At 41.4% G+C, this 1,786-nt stretch carries 4 protein-coding genes; all 4 read left to right on the top strand.

Annotation, left to right across the window (positions count from 1 at the left end; all coding sequences use genetic code 11):
- Nucleotides 1-118 (top strand): PEP-CTERM sorting domain-containing protein (locus tag O9324_RS06235; protein ID WP_288139745.1); only part of this gene is annotated, 118 nt, incomplete at its 5' end.
- 85 nt (nucleotides 119-203) lie between these two features.
- Nucleotides 204-425, top strand: coding sequence for a DUF433 domain-containing protein (locus O9324_RS06230; protein WP_002786910.1), 222 nt, complete (start codon nucleotides 204-206; stop codon nucleotides 423-425).
- Nucleotides 425-757 (top strand): DUF5615 family PIN-like protein, encoded by a 333-nt coding sequence (locus tag O9324_RS06225; protein ID WP_002786907.1) that lies wholly within the window; start codon nucleotides 425-427, stop codon nucleotides 755-757. Before O9324_RS06230 ends, O9324_RS06225 begins: the two co-directional genes overlap by 1 nt.
- A 380-nt stretch (nucleotides 758-1,137) precedes the next feature.
- Nucleotides 1,138-1,786, top strand: a 649-nt coding sequence (locus tag O9324_RS06220) for a PEP-CTERM sorting domain-containing protein (protein WP_288139744.1), incomplete at its 3' end; no start/stop codon positions are given.

The raw sequence follows: 1,786 nt of genomic DNA, 5'->3' as shown, positions 1-1,786 counted from the left end.
TAATGGGGATATCACTCCTACTGGTGGCGGTCCTGTATCAACCCCGGAACCTAGTGGTATAGTGAGTTTAATCGCTGTTGGTGCGTTGGGTGCCGCTTCCCTTCGTCGTCGGGGATAAATTATCCTTGGCAGGGGCAACTAGAGAGGGGTTGCCCCGATATACTATCATCAATTTTAGATTTGATCACCAGTTAGTCAACATTATGTCATACAAAGATATTATTACCATAGAACCGGGAAAAAGGAGCGGAAAACCTTGTATTAGAGGAATGAGAATTACTGTTTATGATGTTCTCTCCTATCTGGCTTCGGGAATGACTTATGAAGAAATTTTAGAAGATTTTCCTTACTTAACCAAGACGGATATTTTAGCCTGTTTGAGTTATGCCGCCGAGCGTGAACGTCAAACCATTTTAGTTAACTAATGAAATTACTTTTTGATCACAATTTATCACCTCGCTTAGTTAGTCTATTAGTTGATATTTATCCCGATTCAAATCATCTTTACTTGCTGGGATTAGACCAAGAATCTGATTATTATGTCTGGGAAATCGCTAAAATACAAGACTATATTATTGTCACTAAAGATTCGGATTTTAATGAATTACTAATTCTCAAAGGTTTTCCGCCTAAAGTAATTTGGATTCGTTTGGGAAATTGCTCTACTAAAACTATAGAATCATTGTTAAGAGATAACTACGAAGCTATTTTATCTTTTGAGGGAGATCAAAATCTTGGTATCATCGCTTTATCCTAATCCTTTGAGATTCGGAGCAAGTGTTCGCTTGTTTACATTCCTGTGGAGAGAGCTATTGCCCGGCGCTATAGGAGCGAAGGAAATAATTAGGGTTTGCGGCAAAAAGTTTTTCGGGGGTGTGGGGTTTTAAGCTAATCTTGGAACGAGTCAACGAGTCAAAGAAATAAGTAGAGGTAGAACCTCGCTTATCTGCGTTGCAAGGTAGAACCTTGCAACGAGTCATATAACCTAAACCTATCTTAAATATAAAAACCATAATAAATGATGATTAAATACCCCTTGACTTCCCCCCCCCTTGTGATAGTTTCGGTTGTAGGATATTGGCGCAAAACTAGCGTTAAATATGACCATAACTTTGTCCCATTACTGTCATCGAATCCATGAAAAAATTACTGACAATTTTAACCCCCTTGACTCTGATGGGGTTAGCCGGGGTTGCTCCTGCTCAAGCGGCAATAGTAGCTGGTTGGAACTCATTTAATGCTTCTACGGCATCCTATCCCAAAGCGGCGGATAATGTAGGTGCGAATATAACCAGCACTGGGTTAGATACCGCTGGGTTAGCTAAGGTGAATGTTTCTGATTTCGCGTTGGGTAATTGGAATACAGGTAGCACTGTTAATACCAGCCAATACGTCGAATTTGCCGTACAACCTAGTGCAGGTTTTCAAGTCGATTTTACTAACTTGCAACTCAATGCTGCGCATGATGAAAGTCAGCTAGATTTAGTCTTGCGCTCTAGTGTTGATGGGTTCACCAATAATTTAGGGACACAAGTTAGCCTAACAACTAGCCTTAATACCTACAGCTTTGACCTAAGCAGTTTAGCACCCCAAACCGGCCCGGTGCAGTTCCGTCTCTATGGACTGAATGCTAACACCTCAACTGTCTACTTCTATGGTCAAAACTCCGGTAATGTTACTGGGGGTGGGTTTGTGGCTATTAATGGGGATATCACTCCTACTGGTGGCGGTCCTGTATCAACCCCGGAACCTAGTGGTATAGTGAGTTTAATCGCTGTTGGTGCGT

The organism is Microcystis sp. LE19-84.1B (genome assembly GCF_027531875.1).
Lineage (GTDB): Bacteria > Cyanobacteriota > Cyanobacteriia > Cyanobacteriales > Microcystaceae > Microcystis > Microcystis panniformis.
Note: the sequence above shows the minus strand (reverse complement) of the source record. Positions and strands in the feature narration are given on the sequence as shown.

Excerpts from the sequence above, each read along its gene's own strand:
- O9324_RS06230 (WP_002786910.1), top strand. The coding sequence starts at position 204 with ATGTCATACAAAGATATTATTACCATAGAACCGGGAAAAAGGAGCGGA.
- O9324_RS06225 (WP_002786907.1), top strand. The coding sequence starts at position 425 with ATGAAATTACTTTTTGATCACAATTTATCACCTCGCTTAGTTAGTCTA.